The sequence below is a fragment of the Pseudomonas sp. PDM05 genome (assembly GCF_014851685.1).
Classification (GTDB): Bacteria; Pseudomonadota; Gammaproteobacteria; order Pseudomonadales; family Pseudomonadaceae; genus Aquipseudomonas.
The window spans coordinates 61,918-79,021 of record NZ_JACVAC010000012.1 but is presented as its reverse complement, the minus strand read 5'-3'; the positions used below and the strand labels follow the sequence as shown (position 1 = coordinate 79,021).

The 17,104-nt window shown below is 62.5% G+C and carries 12 protein-coding genes; all 12 read right to left on the bottom strand.

Annotated elements, in window-relative coordinates:
• Positions 1-803 precede the first annotated feature (803 nt).
• The 12 genes from IB241_RS21395 to IB241_RS21340 all read right to left on the bottom strand — a co-directional run bounded on the left by IB241_RS21395 (position 804) and on the right by IB241_RS21340 (position 16,943).
• Positions 804-3,575 carry a hybrid sensor histidine kinase/response regulator gene (locus IB241_RS21395; protein ID WP_192300196.1) on the bottom strand — a complete coding sequence of 924 codons (2,772 nt, stop codon included), beginning with the start codon at positions 3,573-3,575 and terminating at the stop codon, positions 804-806.
• A 104-nt stretch (positions 3,576-3,679) separates the two neighbouring features.
• A complete protein-coding gene (gene purD / locus IB241_RS21390; protein WP_192300195.1) occupies positions 3,680-4,972 on the bottom strand; it encodes a phosphoribosylamine--glycine ligase in 1,293 nt (430 codons plus the stop codon).
• Positions 4,973-5,138: 166 nt separating this feature from the next.
• Positions 5,139-6,746 (bottom strand): bifunctional phosphoribosylaminoimidazolecarboxamide formyltransferase/IMP cyclohydrolase, encoded by a 1,608-nt coding sequence (purH, locus tag IB241_RS21385; protein WP_192300194.1) that lies wholly within the window; start codon positions 6,744-6,746, stop codon positions 5,139-5,141.
• Positions 6,747-6,828: 82 nt separating this feature from the next.
• Positions 6,829-7,149 (bottom strand): DNA-binding transcriptional regulator Fis, encoded by a 321-nt coding sequence (gene fis, locus IB241_RS21380; RefSeq protein ID WP_002555375.1) that lies wholly within the window; start codon positions 7,147-7,149, stop codon positions 6,829-6,831.
• A complete protein-coding gene (gene dusB / locus IB241_RS21375) occupies positions 7,146-8,159 on the bottom strand; it encodes a tRNA dihydrouridine synthase DusB (protein ID WP_192300193.1) in 1,014 nt (337 codons plus the stop codon). The genes fis and dusB overlap by 4 nt, the downstream gene beginning before the upstream one ends.
• A 185-nt stretch (positions 8,160-8,344) precedes the next feature.
• Complete coding sequence (locus tag IB241_RS21370; protein WP_192300192.1) at positions 8,345-9,586, bottom strand: DUF3426 domain-containing protein; 1,242 nt, start codon at positions 9,584-9,586, stop codon at positions 8,345-8,347.
• 30 nt (positions 9,587-9,616) lie between these two features.
• The gene (gene prmA / locus IB241_RS21365; protein WP_192300191.1) at positions 9,617-10,495 is read right to left on the bottom strand and encodes a 50S ribosomal protein L11 methyltransferase; all 879 of its coding nucleotides are present in this window, start codon (positions 10,493-10,495) and stop codon (positions 9,617-9,619) included.
• A 263-nt stretch (positions 10,496-10,758) separates the two neighbouring features.
• On the bottom strand, positions 10,759-12,120 hold the full coding sequence (gene accC / locus IB241_RS21360; protein ID WP_010213490.1) for an acetyl-CoA carboxylase biotin carboxylase subunit: 1,362 nt from the start codon (positions 12,118-12,120) through the stop codon (positions 10,759-10,761).
• A 17-nt stretch (positions 12,121-12,137) separates the two neighbouring features.
• Positions 12,138-12,602, bottom strand: coding sequence for an acetyl-CoA carboxylase biotin carboxyl carrier protein (accB, locus tag IB241_RS21355; RefSeq protein ID WP_192300190.1), 465 nt, complete (start codon positions 12,600-12,602; stop codon positions 12,138-12,140).
• Positions 12,603-12,626: 24 nt separating this feature from the next.
• Positions 12,627-13,082, bottom strand: coding sequence for a type II 3-dehydroquinate dehydratase (gene aroQ / locus IB241_RS21350; RefSeq protein ID WP_017738538.1), 456 nt, complete (start codon positions 13,080-13,082; stop codon positions 12,627-12,629).
• A 175-nt stretch (positions 13,083-13,257) separates the two neighbouring features.
• Positions 13,258-15,219, bottom strand: a complete 1,962-nt coding sequence (locus tag IB241_RS21345; RefSeq protein WP_192300189.1) for a methyl-accepting chemotaxis protein — start codon at positions 15,217-15,219, stop codon at positions 13,258-13,260.
• Between the two features lie 53 nt (positions 15,220-15,272).
• A complete protein-coding gene (locus IB241_RS21340) occupies positions 15,273-16,943 on the bottom strand; it encodes a response regulator (RefSeq protein ID WP_192300188.1) in 1,671 nt (556 codons plus the stop codon).
• Positions 16,944-17,104: the final 161 nt, after the last annotated feature.

Genomic DNA, 17,104 nt, shown 5'->3' with positions numbered 1-17,104 from the left:
GGGAGTGAGTGTTCGGCTGGAGATTGCCCAGGCACTGCCAATCCCTTGTGGGAGTTGTCGAGCTTTAGCGAGGCTGCGAAGGCGGCGGTACTGCTGGTAGAGGAGTTGGCTGAACTACCGCTTTCGCGGGCAAGCCCGCTCCCACAGGTGATTGGGGTTGCTGGGCTGTCAGTGTTCGGCTGGAGATTGCCCAGGCACTGCCAATCCCCTGTGGGAGCTGTCGAGCTTTAGCGAGGCTGCGAAGGCGGCGGTACTGTTGGCAGAGGTGTTGGCTGAACCACCGCATTCGCGGGCAAGCCCGCTCCCACAGTTGATTGGGGTTGCTGGGCTGTCAGTGTTCGGCTGGAGATTATCCAGGCACTGCCAATCCCTTGTGGGAGCTGTCGAGCTTTAGCGAGGCTGCGAAGGCGGCGGCACTGCTGGTAGAGAGGTTGCCTGAGCCACCGCTTTCGCGGGCAAGCCCGCTCCCACAGTTGATTGGGGTTGCTGGGCTGTCAGTGTTCGGCTGGAGATCGCCCAGGCACTGCCAATCCCTTGTGGGAGTTGTCGAGCTTTAGCGAGGCTGCGAAGGCGGCGGTACTGTTGGCAGAGGTGTTGGCTGAACCACCGCATTCGCGGGCAAGCCCGCTCCCACAGGTGATTGGGGTTGCTGGGGAGTGAGTGTTTGGCTGGAGATTGCCCAGGCACTGCCAATCCCCTGTTGGAGTTGTCGAGCTTTAGCGAGGCTGCGAAGGCGGCGGTACTGCTGGTGAAGATGTTGTCCCTCCACCATGGAATCTCCCACAGGGGAACTGCATTGCAGGTCAGGAGGGGGCGTGTTCCGGGCGTTGCTGGCGCTGTGCAACCCAGTACTCCACCAGCTCGCGCAACTGCGACAGTTCCACCGGCTTGGCCATGTGCCCGTCCATCCCTGCCTGGCGCGCGCGCTCTTTGTGTTCGGAGAGGATGTGTGCGGTCAGCGCTACCACCGGCGTGCGGATGCGCTGGTGGCTGACTTCCCACGCGCGCAGTTGCTGGGTCGCCGAGAAGCCATCGAGGATCGGCATTTCGCAGTCCATCAACACCAAGTCATAACGCTGAGCTTTCATCGCTTCCAGGGCTTCTTCGCCGTTGCTGGCGGTGTCCGGGTTGAGGTTGAGTTTGCCGAGCATGCCGCGGATCACTTTGGTGGAGATGCTGTTGTCTTCGGCCACCAGGATGCGGAAGTCGGCGGGCACGGTCACGGCGGCCGGTGCACTTGGCGTCGGGCGTGATTGCACGGTGCCTTTGCTGCGTTGGGTCAGTTCGTCGGCCAGGGTGGTCTTGAGGGTGTAGCCCGCCACTGGCTTGGCGAGGATGCGCTTGATCCCGCAGTTGCGCGCGATGATTTTGCTCGGCGCATTACTGATGCCGGTGAGCATGATCAGCAGGATGTCGTGGTTCAGGCTCGGGTCTTCCTTGATCTTCGCCGCCAGTTGCATGCCGGTCATGCCGGGCATGTTCTGGTCCAGCAGAACCACGTCGAAGTAGTCGCGCAGGTGCGCTTTGGTGCGCAGCAGCGCCAGGGCTTCCTTGCCCGAAGGCACGGCACTGACGTTGAGGCCCCAGGCCGTGCATTGCTGCACCAACACTTTGCGGCAGGTGTCGTTGTCGTCCACCACCAGAACGCGCGCGCCCTTGAGCGGGCCGTCTAGGTCGGACGTCGGGTGTTCCAGGCGTTCCGGGTCCAGCGGCAGGGTCAGCCACAGGGTGCTGCCCTGGTGGCTGCCGCTCTTGATGCCGAACTCGCCGTTCATCAACAGGATCAGTTGGCGGGCGATGACCAGGCCCAGGTGGCCGCTCAAGCGGGTGGCCGAGAGGAAATTCTTGCTGTGCAGTTCGCTGTGCAGCAGCGCGTCGCGTTCGGCCGCTTCCATCGGTAGGCCGCTGTCTTGCACGGCGATGCGCAGGCGCGGCTTGGTGCTGCGTTCATCGAGGGCGACGACGATCAGCACTTCGCCTTCATCGGTCTTTTGCAGGGCGTTTTCCAGCAGGCTCAACAGCGCCTGGCGCAGGCGGGTCGGGTCGCCACTGATGACGCGTGGCACCTGAGGCTGGATAAAGCTGATCAGCTCGACGTTCTGTTGTTCGGCCTTGGCGCGGAAGATGCTCAGGCAGTCGTCGATCAATGCGTTGAGGTCGAACTGCACGTCGTCCAGTTCGATCTGCCCGGATTCGAGCTTGGAGATGTCGAGGATCTCGTTGATCAGCGTGAGCAGTTCGTTGCCGGCGCTGTGGATGGTCTGTACGTAGTCCCGCTGTTTCACCGACAACGGCGTGCCCAGCAACAGCTCGGTCATGCCCAGCACGCCGTTCATGGGGGTACGGATTTCGTGGCTGATCTTCGCCAGGAACTCGGCCTTGGCCGCGATTTCGGCGTTGCTCGCAGCAAGGTCGCGGCTGAGGCTGAAGCGGGTTTCGACAATGGCGCGCTGGCGTTCACCCAGCGCAAGGCTCATCAACAAGCCGCTGATGCAGATAAAGGCGAGCAGGGTGATGATCAAGCCTTGCGGCGCCAGCAGCGTGAGGCCGAGCAGGGCGGGCAGGATGATCAGCGTACCCGTGTTGAATACCACCATCGCCGCCACGAACAGGCGCGCCGGGCGGTAGCCTTTCTGCCAGTGATAGGCCGAGACAAACAGCATGCTCAGCCCGGCGAGGGCGACCAGGGCGTAGGTGATGATGTTCAGTGGCAGGGTGTTGACGAATAACAGCAGCAGGCCGCACAGCACGATAAACAGGATGTCGGCCATCAGCAGCTTGTTCAGAGGGTGCGGGCCCAGCGGCATGAAGAAGCGGTAGGCAAACATCAGCCCGCACGGCGCGGTGAGCAGCAGGGCGAGGTAGGCGCCAGGTGTCTGGATCGCGTGCCAGTTTGGCAGCCAGGGGCCGACCACATTGAGCAGCAACGCCAGGCTCAGCATCAACAGCACTTCGCAGGCGGCCAGCCATAGGCTGCTGCGCGAGCGGTGGTAGGCAAAGCGCGTGAGGTTGTGCAGGATCAGCATCAGCAGGCAGCCGAACAACAGGCCGTAGATCAGCGTCTGGGTCTGGTTGGCGGCGACGAGGACGGCCGGCTCCAGGGTGATGTACGGGCGCAGCTCGTGTTCCGAGACCATGCGCAGGTACACATCGAGGGTTTTCTGGCTCTGGGGCATCGCCAGCATGAAATCGCTGCTGGGCAGTGGGCGCTCGGCCTGGGGCTGGCGCGTGCCGGTGCTCTGTTGTTCCACCAGGGTGTCGCCGTCCAGTACGTAGAGGCTCAGGTGGGACAGGTCCGGGGCAAACACCCGCAGCACTTGTTCGTGCGCGCCGGGTTGCAGCTTGAAGCGTACCCACAACGCACCGTCGGGCGGCGCAGCCGTGATCCGGTCGAGTTCGATGGGGCTGAATTGATTGGTGTAGCGGGCTGAACGGATGTCGCTCAGTTGCAGGTCGGCCTGTTCATCAAGCAATACTGCCCAACCACTGCCTTGCGCCGCGGCCTGGGCCGGGAACAAGCAGAGCAGTGTCAGCAGACTGACTGTGAAACCTATGGCGATCCTGAGCCAGCGCACGGCGAAATCCCTTCGTAGGTTGATGCACGGGTTAACTATGCGCGGGGCGACATGTGTACGGCAAGGGCCGCGGGCCCTTGCCTAACCGAACGGATAGCTACGACTCAGTTGCTCTCGCCACGTTCACGGGCAATCGCGCGATAGCCGATGTCCGTGCGGTAGAAGCAGCCTTTCCAGTCGATCTTCGCGGCCAGCTTGTACGCCTGTTGTTGCGCGGCGTCGACACTGGCACCCATTGCGGTGGCACACAGCACGCGGCCACCTGCGGTTACAACCTTGCCATCCTTGAGCGCGGTGCCCGCATGAAACACCTTGCCCTCCAGCGTAGCAGCTGCGTCCAGGCCTTCAATCACATCGCCCTTGGCGTAGTCGGCAGGGTAACCGCCGGCGGCCAGTACGACACCGACGCTTGGGCGTGGGTCCCACTGTGCTTCAACCTTGTCCAGGGCCTGGGCGAGGGCGGCTTCTACCAACAACACCAGGCTCGACTGCAGGCGCAGCATCACTGGTTGGGTTTCCGGGTCGCCAAAGCGGCAGTTGAACTCGATGACTTTCGGGTTGCCGGCCTTGTCGATCATCAGGCCGGCATACAGGAAGCCGGTGTACACGTTGCCTTCGGCGGCCATGCCGCGCACGGTTGGCCAGATGACCAGGTCCATCACGCGCTGGTGCACGTCGGCGGTCACTACCGGGGCCGGGGAGTAAGCACCCATGCCGCCGGTGTTCGGGCCGCTGTCGCCGTCGCCGACGCGCTTGTGGTCCTGGCTGGTGGCCATCGGCAGCACGTTCTTGCCGTCGACCATCACGATGAAGCTGGCTTCTTCGCCGTCGAGGAACTCTTCGATCACCACGCGGGAACCGGCGTCGCCGAACGCGTTGCCGGCGAGCATGTCGCGCACGGCGTCTTCGGCTTCTTGCAGGGTCATGGCGACGATCACGCCTTTACCGGCGGCCAGGCCGTCGGCCTTGATCACGATCGGTGCGCCTTTTTCACGCAGGTAAGCCAGGGCCGGCTCGATCTCGGTGAAGTTCTGGTAGTCGGCGGTCGGGATCTTGTGGCGTGCCAGGAAGTCCTTGGTGAACGCCTTGGAGCCTTCCAGCTGGGCTGCACCGGCGGTAGGGCCGAAGCAGTCCAGGCCACGGCTGCGGAACAGGTCCACGACGCCGGCAACCAGGGGGACTTCCGGACCGACGATGGTCAGGGACACGTTCTTTTCAGCAAAATCGGCCAGTTGCTCAAGGGCCAGCACGTCGATAGCGACGTTTTCGCACTTGGCTTCAATGGCGGTGCCGGCGTTGCCGGGTGCGACGAAAACCTTCTGGACGCGTGGGTCCTGGGCTACTTTCCAGGCCAGGGCGTGTTCACGGCCACCGCTGCCAATGATCAAAACATTCATTTCAAAAACCTCAAATTCTGTGGACGCTGCAGAAGCGCCTTTAAATGTGGGAGCGGGCTTGCTCGCGAAGGCAGTGTGTCAGTCGCAGGATATGTAGCTGATACACCGCATTCGCGAGCAAGCCCGCTCCCACACAAGCCCGCTCTCACATCTCTATCGAGTTGGATCAGTGACGGAAGTGGCGCATGCCGGTAAAGACCATGGCGATGCCGGCTTCATCAGCCGCAGCGATCACTTCGGCATCGCGCATCGAGCCACCCGGTTGAATCACGGCGGTGACGCCCGCTTTCGCGGCGTTGTCCAGGCCGTCACGGAACGGGAAGAACGCGTCGGATGCCATCACCGAACCGACCACCTGCAAACCAGCGTGTTCAGCCTTGATCGCAGCGATACGCGCCGAGTTCACGCGGCTCATCTGGCCGGCGCCGACACCGATGGTCTGGCGGTTCTTGGCGTAGACGATGGCGTTGGACTTGACGTACTTGGCCACTTTCCAGGCGAAGATCAGGTCGTTGATCTCTTGCTCGGTTGGCGCGCGCTTGGTCACGACTTTCAGGTCGTCGCTGCCGATCATGCCGATGTCGCGGCTCTGTACCAGCAGGCCGCCGTTGACGCGCTTGTAGTCCCAGGCCGCAGCGCGGTCAGCCGACCACTCGCCGCAGGCCAGCAGGCGCACGTTGGCTTTGGCCGCCACGATGGCGCGGGCCTCATCGCTGACGCTTGGGGCGATGATCACTTCCACGAACTGACGCTCGACGATCGCCTTGGCGGTCTCGGCATCCAGTTCACGGTTGAAGGCGATGATGCCGCCAAATGCCGATTCGGTGTCGGTGGCGTAGGCCAGTTCGTAGGCCTGGCGGATACCGCCTTCAGCGTCCGGGCTCACGGCCACGCCGCACGGGTTGGCGTGCTTGACGATCACGCAGGCGGGCTTGACGAAGCTCTTCACACATTCCAGCGCGGCGTCGGTATCGGCCACGTTGTTGTAGGACAGTTCCTTGCCTTGCAGCTGGGTCGCGGTGGCGATGCCGACTTCGGCAGGTTTGGCTTCCACGTAGAACGCCGCGCTCTGGTGCGGGTTCTCGCCGTAGCGCATTTCCTGGGCCTTGATGAACTGGCTGTTGAAGGTGCGCGGGAATTGGCTGCGGCCTTCGGTCGACAGGGTTTCAGCGGCCTGGTCAACCGTGCCCATGTAGTTGGCGATCATGCCGTCGTAGGCTGCCGTGTGTTCGAACGCCTTGAGCATCAGGTCGAAACGCTGGGCGTAGGTCAGGCCACCGGCTTTCAGGCTTTCGAGCACTTGGCTGTAGTCGCTGGCGTTGACCACGATGGCCACGTCTTTGTGGTTCTTGGCCGCCGAACGCACCATGGTCGGGCCGCCGATATCGATGTTTTCGATGGCGGTCGGCAGGTCGCAGCCTGGCTTGTTGATGGTGGCTTCGAACGGGTACAGGTTGACGGCTACCAGGTCGATCGGCTTGATGCCGTGCTCGGCCATGATGGCGTCGTCGGTGCCGCGACGGCCAAGGATGCCGCCGTGGATTTTCGGGTGCAGGGTCTTGACCCGACCGTCCATCATTTCTGCGAAACCGGTGTAGTCCGCAACTTCTACTGCGGCCACGCCGTTGTCCTGCAGCAGTTTGAAGGTCCCGCCCGTGGAGAGGATTTCCACGCCCAGGGCTTCCAGCTCCCGGGCAAATTCGAGGATGCCGGTCTTGTCGGAAACGCTGATCAAGGCGCGGCGGATCGGCAGGCGGGTAGTCTGGTCGGTCATTTCAATTTCCATCAAAAGCAAAGGAGTCAGCAAAAAAGGCGGCCGTTTTTTACGCGGGCGCCTTTCTGGTTTGATTGAATGCTTACAACAAATCGTACTGCTTGAGCTTTTTGCGCAAGGTGCCACGGTTGAGGCCGAGCAGCTCACTGGCTTTGGTCTGGTTGCCCTTGACGTAGTTCATCACGCTTTCGAGCAAGGGCGCTTCGACTTCGGAGAGCACCAGGTTGTACACGTCCGTGACGGATGCGCCCTCAAGGTGGGCGAAATAATTGTGCAGCGCCTTCTCGACACTACCGCGAAGGGTCTGGCCTTCTTCGCTCGGCGTGTTCAGGTGCTGTTTCAAATTGACGTTGTCGCTCACGGGTGTCGTTCCACTCACTAAAGTCTCGGTCATCATCGTCATGCGGCCACCCCCTCTCCGTCCCCTGTCCCCAGGCTCTTGTAACGCTCGCCGAAGAACTCACGAACGTTGGCGCACTGTGCTTCCGTATCATCCAAACGATTGAAGTGGGCGCGAAACTCCCTGGCGCCCGGCAGGGTTGCGAGATACCAGCCGACATGCTTGCGAGCAATGCGTACTCCCATCACGTCTCCGTAGAAGGCGTGCAGGGCGGCCAGATGCTCTAGCAGAATACGTTCCACCTCGATCAGCTCCGGTGCCGGCAAGACTTCGCCGGTACGCAGAAAATGGTCGATCTCACGGAAAATCCAGGGCCGCCCCTGGGCGGCCCGGCCAATCAACAAGCCGTCGGCGCCAGTGGCGTGCAACACGCGCCGGGCTTTCTCGGCTGAATCGATGTCGCCATTGGCAAATACCGGTATCGACACCGCCTGCTTGATCGCGGCAATGGTGTCGTACTCGGCTTCACCTGTGTAAAGGTCGGCGCGGGTGCGGCCATGCACCGCCAGCGCTGTAATTCCTGCCTGTTCGGCGATTTTCGCCACCGTCAGGCCGTTCTTGTTCTCCCGGTCCCAACCGGTACGGATCTTCAGCGTCACCGGCACCTCGACTGCGGCGACAACGGCCTGCAGGATCTCGGCAACCAATTGCTCATCTTTCAACAGCGCGGAACCGGCGGCCTTGTTGCAGACCTTCTTGGCCGGGCAGCCCATGTTGATGTCGATGATCTGCGCCCCCAACTCCACGTTGGCCCGGGCCGCATCCGCCAGCATCTGTGCATCCCCACCGGCGATCTGTACCGAGCGGGGCTCGGGATCACCTTCGTGGATCATGCGCATCCGCGATTTGCGGGTGTTCCACAAGCTCATGTCGCTGGTGACCATTTCCGAGACTACTAGACCCGCGCCCAAACGCTTGCACAGCTGACGAAAGGGCTGGTCGGTGACGCCCGCCATCGGGGCGAGAATCAAACCGTTGTGCAATGTATATGGGCCGATGCGTACCGCCGACATAGGACTTCCCTGTTGTGGGGCCGGATCATTAGAGTTCGAAAAAGGGTTGGCATGATACCCGCTCTCGATGACTGGATAAAGGCTGAATTGGATAAAATCTGAACAGTTATTTGTTTATCGCCGCCGGTTTGGATGTGCGGGGTCCAGTCAAGAATCCGCCGTCAAACCTCCATGCATAGGCCGATTCACTCGGGCGAGTGGAAGCTCAGGCTGTAATTCACGGCTTTGTTGCCCGGGTCGAGGATGTCCAGGGAGATGTGGATCGGCGTCTGCGAAGGCATTTCGCTGACACCGGCCAATTCGCCGCTGAGGTATTCGGCGGGTTTGAAGCGACGACTGGCGATCAGGTTGCCGTTGAGGTCGGCAAAGCGCAGTTCCAGCAAGGGGAAGGGCTGGGAGAAGGTCGCGCGGTTATAGATGATGGCATCGACCACCAGCGCCCCGGCGAACTCTGGGTGGCTGCGCACCACTAGGTTGCTGCTCTTGATGTGGGCGATGTCGACCCGTGATGGCACGGTGCAGCCGAGTGTCGGGCACAGTTGCTGGAACCACGGGCGGTAGGCGTCCTGGCGGGCCAGGTCGTCGAACTGGTAGGCGATGTACTGAGCGGCGAGGCCGCCGGCGGCGATCAGCACCAGCAAGATCCAGATCAGGCGGCTGCCCAGGCTGGCCGGGCGTTTTTGCGCGTAGAGGTGCAGCGGGTCGTCTTCCAGGTCCTGAAGCACGTCGTCGTGCACGCCGGCTTCGGTGCGCGGGCGCTTGCGGCGGGTGCCGAGACGTTCTTCGGCTTCCGCCTGGCCGGCGGCATGGGTCAGCGGCGTGAACGGCGGGTCGATGTCGTCCTCGTCCGGCGGCGCGTGCAGTGGCGGCTCGTCATCCAGGTCGTCGGTGTGGAACGACATCGACGGTTCGGTGCGCTGCTTGGTCGCAGGTGCGTTCGTCGGTTCGGCGTCGTCTTCTTCAGCCGGCAGGCGTTCTTGCGGCGGTTCGCTGAACAGGCTGGCGGCCCACTTTTCTTCCTCGGCCTTGATGGTGTCGCGGCTGGCGCTGAGGGGTTCGTCTTTTTGCCGACGATCGCTGCCGGGTTGGCGGCGATCCGCGCCCAGCGGCTGGGTGTGCTGAATCTCGCGGCGTTCCAGCTTGGCCAGTTCCTGGTCCAGGTCCAGGTTGTCCAGGTCCAGCTCTTCGGCGCTCCATTGCTTCTGGCTGATGGCGCGCGGGGCCGCGGGGGCCGGCTCGACGCTGGCCGGTTGCTCGGCTTGCGAGGCGGCCGCGGCTGCGCGCTGCTCCAGCAACTGGCGCACCGCGTTGAACACTTGCAGGCACGAGCCGCAACGCACCACGCCGCGGGCCACACTCAATTGAGCGTGGTTGACGCGAAAACGCGATTGGCAATGCGGGCACTGGGTGACGAAACTGTCGGTCATGCGGCCATCCGATTCAGGCAAGCGCTCATTCTAGCGCCGACGGCCGCTGATGCGTACCCAGCCATCACGGTTGGCGATGGGGTCCAGCTCGAAATCCTGGGCATAGGCGGCGGCAACATCTTCACCTTGCTCGGCCAGGATGCCCGACAGGGCCAGGCGGCCACCGGGCTTGACCAGGCTCGACAGCTGCGGCGCCAGCGACACCAGCGGCCCGGCAAGGATATTGGCGACCAGTACGTCGGCCTGCACCTGGGGCAATTGCTCCGGCAGGTAGAGGGGGAATTTGCCTTCAGCGATGTTGTTGCGCCCGGCGTTGTCGCGGGAGGCTTCCAGGGCTTGCACGTCGATATCGGTGCCGACGGCTTCCTTGGCGCCCAGCAACAGGGCAGCGATCGCCAGAATCCCCGAGCCGCAGCCGAAGTCCAGCACATTGCAGTCGTGCAGGTCCTGGCCGTCCAGCCATTCCAGGCACAGTGCGGTGGTGGGGTGGGTGCCGGTGCCGAATGCGAGGCCCGGGTCCAGCAGCAGGTTCACGGCGTCAGGTTCTGGCGCGGCGTGCCAGCTCGGTACGATCCACAGGCGCTGGCCGAAACGCATCGGCTGGAAGTTGTCCATCCAGCTGCGTTCCCAGTCCTGGTCTTCGATGACTTCGCTGTGATGCTCCGGCAGCGGTGCGCCGGTGAGCAGTTCCATATGGGCCAGCACGCTGGCGGCATCGGTGCCGTCTTCGAACAGGGCGAGCAGATGGGTGTGCGACCACAGCGGGGTGGTGTTGAGTTCGGGTTCGAAGATCGGCTGGTCTTCGGCGTCCATGAAGGTGACCGAAACGGCGCCGACTTCGAGGAACGCGTCTTCATAGGTTTCGGCTTGTTCTGGGCTGATGGCGAGACGGACTTGCAGCCAAGGCATGGCGGGCACCTTTGAAAAAATTGAATGTGCGACGGGTGGGTCGCGAAAGGGCGCAAGTTTACGCGAGCGGCGGGAGGGGTGTACACATAACAAATGTGGGAGCGGGCTTGCTCGCGAATGCGGTGGGTCAGTGGATAATATCTTGGCTGATGCACCGCATTCGCGAGCAAGCCCGCTTCCACAGGGGGAATGTATCTCGCCAGTAAAGTCCGGGGGCCATAAACAACAAAACCGCCCGAAGGCGGCTTTGTCGGGTGGAGCGCTTACTGGTTGGCCAGCTTGTGTTCCAGGTAGTGAATGTTCACACCACCTTCGCAGAAGCCTTCATCGCGGACCAGGTCCCGGTGCAACGGGATGTTGGTCTTGATGCCGTCGACCACGATCTCGTCCAGGGCGTTGCGCATGCGGGCCATGGCCTCGTCGCGGGTCGCGCCCCAGGTGATCAGCTTGCCGATCAGCGAGTCGTAGTTGGACGGAACCTTGTAGCCGCTGTACAGGTGCGAATCCACACGTACGCCGTTGCCGCCGGGCGCGTGGAAATGCTTGACCAGGCCAGGGCTTGGGATAAAGGTTTTCGGGTCTTCGGCGTTGATGCGGCACTCCAGGGAGTGGCCGTGCATCTTCACGTCGTCCTGGGTGAAGGACAGCGGGTTGCCGGCGGCGATGCTCAGCATCTCCTTGACGATGTCGATACCGGTGACCATCTCCGAAACCGGGTGCTCTACTTGCACGCGAGTGTTCATCTCGATGAAGTAGAAACGGCCGTTCTCGTAGAGGAACTCAAAGGTACCCGCGCCACGGTAGTTGATGTCGATGCACGCCTTGACGCAACGAGCCAGTACTTCCTGACGCGCTTTTTCGTCCAGGCCCGGTGCCGGTGCTTCTTCCAGTACCTTCTGGTGACGACGTTGCAGCGAGCAATCGCGGTCGCCCAGGTGGATGGCGTGGCCTTGGCCGTCGGAGAGTACTTGCACTTCCACGTGACGTGGGTTGGTCAGGTACTTTTCCAGGTAGACCATCGGGTTGCCAAACCAGGCACCCGCTTCGGAGCGCGTCTGCTTGGCCGCTTCGATCAGGTCTTCTTCCTTGTGCACCACGCGCATGCCGCGACCACCACCGCCACCGGCGGCCTTGATGATCACCGGGTAGCCGACTTCGCGACCAATGCGCAGCGCGGTTTCTTCGTCTTCCGGCAGCGGGCCGTCGGAACCGGGAACGGTTGGCACGCCGGCTGCGATCATGGCGTCCTTGGCAGAAACCTTGTCACCCATCAGGCGAATGGTTTCGGCTTTCGGGCCGATGAAGGCGAAGCCGGATTTTTCCACCTGTTCGGCGAAATCGGCGTTTTCCGCGAGGAAGCCGTAGCCTGGGTGGATGCCATCAGCGCCGGTCACTTCCGCGGCAGCGATGATGTTCGAGACCTTCAGGTACGAGTTCGTGGCCAGTGGCGGGCCGATGCAGATGCTTTCGTCCGCCAGTTTCACGTGCATCAATTCGGTGTCAGCCGTCGAGTAAACAGCGACGGTCTTGATGCCCTCTTCCTTACAGGCGCGCAGGATACGCAGCGCGATCTCGCCGCGGTTGGCGATCAGGACTTTTTGCAGTTTCTTCGCAGGTTTCAACATCGAAGGCGCTCCGCGGTTCAAACGATGGTGAACAGCGGCTGGTCGTACTCAACCGGCTGACCGTTTTCTACCAGGATGGATTCGATGACGCCGGCTTTTTCAGCGGTGATGTGGTTCATCATCTTCATCGCTTCAACGATGCAGATGGTGTCGCCCACTTTCACGGTCTGGCCCACTTCAACGAAGGCTGGCGAGGTTGGCGCCGGGGTGCGGTAGAAAGTACCGACCATTGGCGACTTGACCACGAAACCGTTCAGCACTGGAGCGGCTGGCGCTGCAGGAGCGGCGGCGGCAGCGGCTGGCGCAGCAGCAGGAGCGGCGGCTGGAGCCGGTGCTTGCATTTGCGGTGCGTAGAACTGTTGGGCCGGGGTCTTGCTGTGGCGGCTGATCCGTACGGACTCTTCGCCTTCCTTGATTTCCAGCTCGTCGATGCCGGACTCTTCCAGCAGCTCGATCAGTTTCTTAACTTTACGGATATCCATGAATCATCAACTCCCAAGGGTCGGTCAGGGGCGCTTGGCCGGTTGTTCAATGTGTTCCAGGGCGGCCTCCAGGGCCAGTCGGTAACCGCTGGCGCCAAGGCCGCAGATCACTCCTACCGCTACGTCGGAGAAGTAAGAGTGATGGCGGAAAGCTTCGCGTTTGTGCACGTTGGACAAATGCACTTCGATGAATGGGATGCTCACCGCCAGCAGCGCGTCACGTAATGCAACACTTGTATGCGTAAAAGCGGCGGGATTGATCAGGATAAAGTCCACGCCTTCGCCGCGCGCGGCATGGATGCGATCAATCAATTCATACTCGGCATTGCTTTGCAGGTAGAGCAGATGGTGGCCGGCTTCACGGGCCCTGCGTTCCAGATCGAGGTTGATCTGTTCCAGGGTGACTGCCCCGTAGACGCCCGGTTCGCGGGTGCCGAGCAGGTTCAGGTTGGGTCCGTGTAGAACCAGAAAGGTCGCCATCGGCTGTTCCTTGTTATTGATGTGGGTACGGCAGAACCCGGCGACTATGCCGCAAAGCCTTTGTGACTGTCCAGTTCTATGCAGTAGGCAGCACGATTAGCGAGGATAGCGCAAAATTTGTGACTGCGAGGCTGGATCCGGTCAGTGTGGGAGCGGCATCCAGGCTCAGACCGGGTTAAACGCGGAAAGCCTGGACAGCGGTGTTGAGCTGCCCGCCGAGCACCAGCAGATGCTCGCCCTGGCTGCGGCCCTGGCCGATGCGCAGCAAATTGTCCTCACCCAATTGGTGAATCCGCTCGCTGTTATCACGGATTTCGCTGACCGCGCTGCTCTGCTGCGCGGTCACATCGGCAATGCGCACTGCTGTGGCGGAAATGGTCTGGATCGCCCCGACGATTTCATCCAGCGCGCCGTCGGCCGCCTGGGCCTGCTGGGCGGTGGCTTCGGCGTGTTCGACCTGGGCGCGCATGCCTTGCACCGATTGGTGTGCAGCCGCTTGCAGGCCGGCGATCAGGGTCTGGATTTCGGCGGTGGCGCCGGCGGTGCGCTGCGCCAGGGAGCGCACTTCGTCGGCGACCACGGCAAACCCGCGTCCGGCTTCACCGGCCCGGGCGGCCTCAATTGCCGCGTTGAGCGCGAGCAGGTTGGTCTGGTCGGCAATCGAGCGGATCACCGTCAGCACGCCGCCGATGGTCGCGGACTCTTCAGCGAGTTTCTCGATCATCTGCGCATTTTGCTGCACTTCACCCACCAGCGCATGTAGCCCGGTCAGGCTCAGGCCGATCACCCGTTGGCCCTGTTCCACCGCGTCACCGGCGCTGCGGCTGGCCCCGGCAGCCTGGCTGGCGTCGCCGGCGACTTGTTGAATGGTCGCTTCGAGTTCGCCCAGGGAGTCGCGGATCTGCGCGGTGTCGCCGGCCTGGCGCTCGGCGCCGTCATGCAGGCCGCTGCTCAGTTCGGCCAATGCACGGCTGCTGCCGGCGACTTCCTCGGCATTGCCGCGAATGGTGCCGACCAACGCCACCAAATAGGCGCGCAGGCGGTTCAGCGACGCTTCAATGTCGTGCAGTTCGCGGTTGGTCTTGCCCAAGGCAATCGACTGGCTGAAGTCGCCTTCGGCCCAGGTCGACAGGGCCGGTGCCAGGTTGGTCAGGACTCGTGCCAAGCGGCGTTGCAGGGTGTCGATCAGCAATGCGATCAGCAGGATCAGACCGATCATCACGCCTTGCATCACCCGCACTTCGCCCTGGATCTTGCCGTGCTGCGCGCGCACCACCGGCTCCAGGCTGGCGATGGCTTGTTGCACGGCGTTGATTTTCAGGTGAGTGGCGTTGGCCAGGTCGGCCCGCTGCTGGATCTGCTCGCGAGTGCGCTTGAGTTCGGCGGGGTAGCGGGTCAGCAGGCTGTTGAGTTCGCGCTTGAGGTCGACGCCGGTGTCCTGGGCTTCGGTTTTTTCGCTGTTTTCCAGGCCCATCAGGGCGGAGAAGTCGTCGGCGCTGGATTCGGCGCTGGCCGTCACGCCCAGCAGCGGCAGTTGCTCCAGCAGGTCCGCCTGGCTGCGGATGTTGCCGACTTCGCGCTCCACATCAGCGGCGAGTTCCGCACGGCCGCTGCTCACCAGCTTGTCGCGGGCCAGGGACAGTTTGCCCAGGTGTTGCGACGCGGCCAGCAGCGGCGGCAGGTAGCGCGCGGCCTGGGGGGAATTCACGCCGATGGCGTATTGGCTCAGTTGCTCCAGGTTCGCGCCCAATTCGCGCTCGGCTTGCAGCAGCAGGGCTTGCGGGTCGCCGGCCAGCTTGCCGGCAGCGAGCAGGTCGGTCTTGCTGAAGGCGTCCAGATCCACAAGGCTCGGGCGCAGGTTTTGCGCGAGGTCGGCAGGCAGTTCATCCAGATGTTGCAGCAGGTTTTCCAGGCTCTGGCTGGCGCTGCTCAAACGCAGGGCGTCGCCGCTGGCGAGGTAGTCGTCGATATTGCGCGCGGCCTGGTTCTGGAAGGTCTGGGACAGGCCCAGGTAGCGTTCCATCAGCAAATACGGACGCTCCAGTGCCCGCTGCGACCACCAGAGTGTCGCCCCGAGCGCCAGGCACACGGCCACGAGCAGAAGGGTATTGAGATTGGTCAGCAGCTTCAGGCGCATGCGGGATTTCAACCGACAGCAAAAGGTAAGTGCCTGAAGTTATTGCGCTTTCATTACAAGGTTATGACGGAATCAGTGGATTCCGGTGAAAAGGTGGCACTTTGCTTTGATGTGCGCGCCGCTTGTACTCGATTGCGTCCGGCGTTCTTCGCGCGGTACAGCGCCTCGTCGGCCTGGGCCGCCATCATCAGGCTGTCGGAACCGTCGCACAGCTCCACAACCCCTGCGCTGAAGGTGCACCACAAGTCCTGCGGCTGGGCCGGGTAGTGAATTTCGGCAAAGCGCCCACGGATTTCGTCCAGCACCTTGCAGGCCGATTCCAGGTCGGTGTCGGGCATCACGATGGCGAATTCCTCGCCGCCGTAGCGCCCGATGTAGTCGGTCTTGCGCAGGCGCTGCTTGAGAAACAGCGCCAGGCTCTTGATCACGCGGTCGCCCATGGGGTGGCCGTGGCTGTCGTTGACCCGCTTGAAGTGGTCAATGTCGAGCATGGCAAAGCTCAGCGGCTTGTTCTCGCGGCGTGCACGGAAGCTGCAGTCTTCGAGCAACTGCAGGATGTGGGTGTGGTTGTACAGGCCGGTCAGGCTGTCGCGCACCATGCGCGCCTTGAGGTGGCGGGCGCGGGCGGCGCGGTTGCGCACGGTGGTGATCAGGTGGCGCGGCTTGATCGGCTTGGTCAGGAAGTCGTCGCCGCCCTCGCTCATCGCGTCCAGCTGTTTGTCCAGGTCATCTTCAGCCGACAGGTAGATGATCGGCACGCTGACATAGCGGTCGTTATGGCGGATCACCTTGGCCAGTTCGGTGCCGGTGCAGGCGGGCATGTACATGTCGAGGATGATCAGGTCGGGCTGGAAGTCCGCCAGCTCGGCCATGGCCTGGATCGGCTCGATCAAGGTGCGGGTGACGATGCCGGCACTGTTGAGCAGGCGTTCGGTGTGCAGGGCCTGGGCGCGCGAGTCGTCGATGATCAGCACTTTATACGGCTCGTACTGGGCGACGCAGGTGAGCACTTCGATCTTCTCCAGCAGGCTGGAGGCTTCCAGGGTGCCGGTGAGGAACTCCTGGCCACCGGCGCGCACGGCGGCGAGACGGGTCGGGGTGTCGGTTTCGTGCAGGCTGAAAAACAGCAGTGGCAGTTTTTGCTCCAGGCCTTCCTGGGCTTCGGCGGCCAGCTTGAGGCCCAGGCCGGCGCCGCAAAAGTCCACGTCCATGACGATGGCCGACGGCAAGCGCTCGGCCATCGACGCTCGGAACGCCGGCACGCTGTCCAGGGACTGCGCGCTCATGCCAAAAAATTCCAGCTGCTTGGCCAGGCGCTCGGCGCGGTCGTGATCGGCGAGCATCACGTAGATCGGCTTGCGCATCGGTGGCAGGAAGGTTTGTTCGAGCTGGTCGCCCTGGCGCAGCCCGGTGCGCGACAGGCGCTGCATCAGGCGATTGAGTTCGGTGATCAGGTGGCTGCTGAGGCGGCCACGGTTTTCGTCGACCTGCTTGAGCGATTCGCCGATATGCCGCGCCAACTGGCCGTGCTCCGGCTGCTCGAAACGCTCGGCAAAACGCTGCAGGCGCAGGTTGGCTTCGCTGAGTTCGGAGAGGTCAGCGTTGGACCATTCACTGCGTTGCAGGCGCTGCCAGATCTCAAGAATTTGACGTGCCTGATGAATTACCCGCTGGGCAAAATGGTGCTTGAGACGCTCACGGCTGGGGTCTTCTGGCTCGGTCATATCCTGACTACTAGTAAGGCTGCATGCTGAGGTCGAACTGATGGCTCTATGCTAGCACCTCTTTTCTGTTGCATGAGTGTCATACGTCAATTAACTGCGAGACTTACGCATTCAATTTTCGACTCATCGGTCGCGCAGCGTAAAAAGTGTGCATCCTTTAT

Excerpts from the sequence above, each read along its gene's own strand:
- purD (WP_192300195.1), bottom strand. The coding sequence starts at position 4,972 with ATGAATGTTTTGATCATTGGCAGCGGTGGCCGTGAACACGCCCTGGCC.
- purH (WP_192300194.1), bottom strand. The coding sequence starts at position 6,746 with ATGACCGACCAGACTACCCGCCTGCCGATCCGCCGCGCCTTGATCAGC.
- fis (WP_002555375.1), bottom strand. The coding sequence starts at position 7,149 with ATGACGATGATGACCGAGACTTTAGTGAGTGGAACGACACCCGTGAGC.
- dusB (WP_192300193.1), bottom strand. The coding sequence starts at position 8,159 with ATGTCGGCGGTACGCATCGGCCCATATACATTGCACAACGGTTTGATT.
- IB241_RS21370 (WP_192300192.1), bottom strand. The coding sequence starts at position 9,586 with ATGACCGACAGTTTCGTCACCCAGTGCCCGCATTGCCAATCGCGTTTT.
- prmA (WP_192300191.1), bottom strand. The coding sequence starts at position 10,495 with ATGCCTTGGCTGCAAGTCCGTCTCGCCATCAGCCCAGAACAAGCCGAA.
- accC (WP_010213490.1), bottom strand. The coding sequence starts at position 12,120 with ATGTTGAAACCTGCGAAGAAACTGCAAAAAGTCCTGATCGCCAACCGC.
- accB (WP_192300190.1), bottom strand. The coding sequence starts at position 12,602 with ATGGATATCCGTAAAGTTAAGAAACTGATCGAGCTGCTGGAAGAGTCC.
- aroQ (WP_017738538.1), bottom strand. The coding sequence starts at position 13,082 with ATGGCGACCTTTCTGGTTCTACACGGACCCAACCTGAACCTGCTCGGC.
- IB241_RS21345 (WP_192300189.1), bottom strand. The coding sequence starts at position 15,219 with ATGCGCCTGAAGCTGCTGACCAATCTCAATACCCTTCTGCTCGTGGCC.
- IB241_RS21340 (WP_192300188.1), bottom strand. The coding sequence starts at position 16,943 with ATGACCGAGCCAGAAGACCCCAGCCGTGAGCGTCTCAAGCACCATTTT.